We start from the raw sequence: 5,189 nt of genomic DNA on the forward strand, positions 1-5,189 counted from the left end.
AGTTCGGCGGTGTCCTACTCTCCCACACCCTGGCGGGTGCAGTACCATCGGCGCTGGTGGGCTTAGCTTCCGGGTTCGGAATGGGACCGGGCGTTTCCCCACCGCCAAAACCACCGAAACACTCACGAACACACCACAAGCCACAACACTGTGTGTGTTCAAGCATTCCCGTGTAGTTCCACACGGCATTCAGTTATCAACAACCACACGGGGTGTGGTGTCTCAGGACTGTAGAGTGGATGCGTAGCGATCTTTGTGGGCAAGTCCTCGGCCTATTAGTACCAGTCAACTCGAAAACACATTACTGTGCGTCCATTCCTGGCCTATCAACCCCATCGTCTCTAGGGGGCCTTAACCCACAAAGGGGTGGGAGACCTCATCTTGGAACAGGCTTCCCGCTTAGATGCCTTCAGCGGTTATCCCTCCCGAACGTAGCCAACCAGCCATGCCACTGGCGTGACAACTGGCATACCAGAGGTTCGTCCGTCCCGGTCCTCTCGTACTAGGGACAGCCTTCCGCAAGTCTCCTACGCGCGCGGCGGATAGGGACCGAACTGTCTCACGACGTTCTAAACCCAGCTCGCGTGCCGCTTTAATGGGCGAACAGCCCAACCCTTGGGACCTACTCCAGCCCCAGGATGCGACGAGCCGACATCGAGGTGCCAAACCATGCCGTCGATATGGACTCTTGGGCAAGATCAGCCTGTTATCCCCGGGGTACCTTTTATCCGTTGAGCGACACCCCTTCCACCAGGAGGTGCCGGATCACTAGTCCCGACTTTCGTCCCTGCTCGACCCGTCAGTCTCACAGTCAAGCTCCCTTGTGCACTTACACTCAACACCTGATTGCCAACCAGGCTGAGGGAACCTTTGGGCGCCTCCGTTACTCTTTAGGAGGCAACCGCCCCAGTTAAACTACCCACCAGGCACTGTCCCTCACCCAGATCATGGGCGTAGGTTCAGATTCCCAATCCGACCAGAGTGGTATTTCAACAATGACTCCACCAACACTAGCGTGCCAGCTTCACAGTCTCCCACCTATCCTACACAAACCGAACCGAAAACCAATACCAAGCTATAGTAAAGGTCCCGGGGTCTTTCCGTCCTGCCGCGCGTAACGAGCATCTTTACTCGTAATGCAATTTCGCCGGGCCTGTGGTTGAGACAGCCGGAAAGTCGTTACGCCATTCGTGCAGGTCGGAACTTACCCGACAAGGAATTTCGCTACCTTAGGATGGTTATAGTTACCACCGCCGTTTACTGGCGCTTAAATTCTCAGCTTCACCCCGAAGGATTAACCGGTCCTCTTAACGTTCCAGCACCGGGCAGGCGTCAGTCCATATACCTCGTCTTACGACTTCGCATGGACCTGTGTTTTTAGTAAACAGTCGCTTTCCGCTGGTCTCTGCGGCCAACCCACCCCAGCCCGTCAAGAGCTTCAGGTGCATTGGCCCCCCTTCTCCCGAAGTTACGGGGGCATTTTGCCGAGTTCCTTAACCACAGTTCACCCGATCGCCTTGGTATTCTCTACCTGACCACCTGTGTCGGTTTCGGGTACGGGCCACACATGTTCTCGCTAGAGGCTTTTCTCGACAGCATAGGATCACTCTACTTCACCACAACGGCTACGCATCACGCCTCACCCTTGATGCAGGGCGGATTTACCTACCCCACGGGCCACACGCTTACACCAGTACAACCACTCACTGGCGGAGCTACCTTCCTGCGTCACCCCATCACTCAACTACTACACACTCAGGCCCCACGCTCCCCCGTTTTAGTCCGAAGACCGCCACAGGTTTGGGTGGTTAGTATCATGCGCCTCGTCCTTGTCGACCACGCGCGGGTACGGGAATATCAACCCGTTGTCCATCGACTACGCCTGTCGGCCTCGCCTTAGGTCCCGACTCACCCTGGGCAGATTAACTTGACCCAGGAACCCTTGGTCATCCGGCGGCAGAGGTTCTCACTCTGCATTCGCTACTCATGCCTGCATTCTCACTCCCACACCCTCCACCCCTCGTTTCCACGGAGGCTTCACCGGGCGCAGGACGCTCCCCTACCCACCACACCCCTCGTTAGAAGTATTGGTGTAGTGACACGGCTTCGGCGGTGTGCTTAAGCCCCGCTACATTGTCGGCGCAGGACCACTTGACCAGTGAGCTATTACGCACTCTTTCAAGGATGGCTGCTTCTAAGCCAACCTCCTGGTTGTCTGGGCAATCCCACATCCTTTCCCACTGAGCACACACTTCGGGGCCTTAGCCGGTGTTCTGGGCTGTTTCCCTCTCGACGACGAAGCTTATCCCCCGCCGTCTCACTGCCACACTCTCACACCACGGTATTCGGAGTTTGGTTGACTTCGGTAACCCGGTAAGGCCCCTAGGCCACCCAGTAGCTCTACCCCCGTGGCGAAACATGCGACGCTGCACCTAAATGCATTTCGGGGAGAACCAGCTATCACGGAGTTTGATTGGCCTTTCACCCCTACCCACAACTCATCCCCCAGGTTTTCAACCCTGGTGGGTTCGGCCCTCCACACCGTCTTACCGGCGCTTCAGCCTGGCCATGGGTAGATCACTCCGCTTCGGGTCTAGACCACGCGACTCATACGCCCTATTCAGACTCGCTTTCGCTACGGCTACCCCACCCGGGTTAACCTCGCCACGCAGCACTAACTCGCAGGCTCATTCTTCAAAAGGCACGCCATCACCACACCACAAGGGTGCTCGGCTCTGACGGCTTGTAGGCACACGGTTTCAGGTACTCTTTCACTCCCCTCCCGGGGTACTTTTCATCTTTCCCTCACGGTACTAGTCCGCTATCGGTCACCAGGAAGTATTTAGGCTTACCGAGTGGTCCCGGCAGATTCACAGCAAATTCCACGAGCTCGCTGCTACTCGAGAACACCACCACACCACACCCACACAATTTTCGCGTACGGGACTCTCACCCACTACGGTCGCCCATCCCAAGGCGTTCCACTAACCATGCGGTGTCATGCCCAGACTGTCAGATCTGAGAAGGCAGGTCTCACAACCCCGAACACACAACCCCTGACAGGTATCACATGTGCCCGGTTTAGCCTCCTCCGCTTTCGCTCGCCACTACTCACGGAATCATTAGTATTTTCTCTTCCTACGGGTACTAAGATGTTTCACTTCCCCGCGTTCCCTCCACACCGCCTATATATTCAGCGGCGGGTAACACCTCATAACAGGTGCTGGGTTTCCCCATTCGGACACCCTCGGATCACAGCTCGGTTGACAGCTCCCCGAGGCTTATCGCAGCCTCCCACGTCCTTCATCGGCCCCTGATGCCAAGACATCCACCATGCGCCCATAACAACTTGACCACAAAGATGCTCGCATCCACTCTACAGTTCTCAAACACCACACCCACACAAACAACACCAGGGTGCACACCCCGAAGCGTGTTGCCTCAGGACCCAACAGCGTGCCAATGAACAATCACCGATCCGACCGGATCCAACACGTTCCACACCCACACACGGTGAGTAGTACTAGTCCTGACCCGCAGTCACACCAGTAACCATTACCAGTAGTTCCACAGTTCCTTGAGCATCCGGACAGGAACACAGGTGGTTCCTCAATCCGGCTACTCCACCATGTTCTCCGGAGAGGACTGGTGGAATGTGTGCTCCTTAGAAAGGAGGTGATCCAGCCGCACCTTCCGGTACGGCTACCTTGTTACGACTTCGTCCCAATCGCCAGTCCCACCTTCGACCACTCCCTCCCTTACGGGTTGGGCCGTGGGCTTCGGGTGTTACCGACTTTCATGACGTGACGGGCGGTGTGTACAAGGCCCGGGAACGTATTCACCGCAGCGTTGCTGATCTGCGATTACTAGCGACTCCGACTTCACGCAGTCGAGTTGCAGACTACGATCCGAACTGAGACCGGCTTTAAGGGATTCGCTCCACCTCGCGGTATCGCCACCCTCTGTACCAGCCATTGTAGCATGTGTGAAGCCCTGGACATAAGGGGCATGATGACTTGACGTCATCCCCACCTTCCTCCGAGTTGACCCCGGCAGTCCCCCACGAGTCCCCGCCATTACGCGCTGGCAACATAGGGCAAGGGTTGCGCTCGTTGCGGGACTTAACCCAACATCTCACGACACGAGCTGACGACAGCCATGCACCACCTGCACACCGGCCACAAGGGGGCCGACATCTCTGCCGGTTTCCAGTGCATGTCAAGCCCAGGTAAGGTTCTTCGCGTTGCATCGAATTAATCCACATGCTCCGCCGCTTGTGCGGGCCCCCGTCAATTCCTTTGAGTTTTAGCCTTGCGGCCGTACTCCCCAGGCGGGGCGCTTAATGCGTTAGCTACGGCACGGACAACGTGGATGTCGCCCACACCTAGCGCCCAACGTTTACAGCGTGGACTACCAGGGTATCTAATCCTGTTCGCTCCCCACGCTTTCGCTCCTCAGCGTCAGTATCGGCCCAGAGACCCGCCTTCGCCACCGGTGTTCCTCCTGATATCTGCGCATTTCACCGCTACACCAGGAATTCCAGTCTCCCCTACCGAACTCAAGCCTGCCCGTATCCACCGCAAGCTGAAGGTTAAGCCTCCAGTTTTCACGGTAGACGCAACAAGCCGCCTACGAGCTCTTTACGCCCAATAATTCCGGACAACGCTCGCACCCTACGTATTACCGCGGCTGCTGGCACGTAGTTAGCCGGTGCTTCTTATCCAAGTACAGTCACCCCGAAAGGCTTCGTCCTTAGCGAAAGAGGTTTACAACCCGAAGGCCGTCATCCCCCACGCGGCGTCGCTGCATCAGGCTTCCGCCCATTGTGCAATATTCCCCACTGCTGCCTCCCGTAGGAGTCTGGGCCGTGTCTCAGTCCCAGTGTGGCCGGACACCCTCTCAGGCCGGCTACCCGTCGTCGCCTTGGTAGGCCATCACCCCACCAACAAGCTGATAGACCGCGGGCTCATCCCATACCGCCGGAGCTTTCCACCACCCCCCATGCAGAGAATGGTCCTATCCGGTATTAGACCCAGTTTCCCAGGCTTATCCCAAAGTACAGGGCAGATTACCCACGTGTTACTCACCCGTTCGCCACTCAACCACCCAAAGATGGTCGCGTTCGACTTGCATGTGTTAAGCACGCCGCCAGCGTTCGTCCTGAGCCAGGATCAAACTCTCCAACAATG

Annotated in this window: 3 rRNA genes; all 3 read right to left on the reverse strand. The window is 57.0% G+C overall.

Going from position 1 to position 5,189, the window contains the following annotated elements:
* Position 1: 1 nt before the first annotated feature.
* A 5S ribosomal RNA gene (rrf, locus tag LOZ83_RS39610) occupies positions 2-118 on the reverse strand.
* 137 nt (positions 119-255) lie between these two features.
* Positions 256-3,355, reverse strand: a 23S ribosomal RNA gene (locus LOZ83_RS39615).
* 313 nt (positions 3,356-3,668) lie between these two features.
* Positions 3,669-5,187: ribosomal RNA gene (locus tag LOZ83_RS39620) — 16S ribosomal RNA — on the reverse strand.
* Together the 16S, 23S and 5S rRNA genes form the textbook arrangement of a ribosomal RNA operon.
* Between the last annotated feature and the right edge of the window lie 2 nt (positions 5,188-5,189).

The sequence above is a fragment of the Amycolatopsis sp. GM8 genome (genome assembly GCF_021653975.1).
Classification (GTDB): Bacteria; Actinomycetota; Actinomycetes; order Mycobacteriales; family Pseudonocardiaceae; genus Amycolatopsis_E.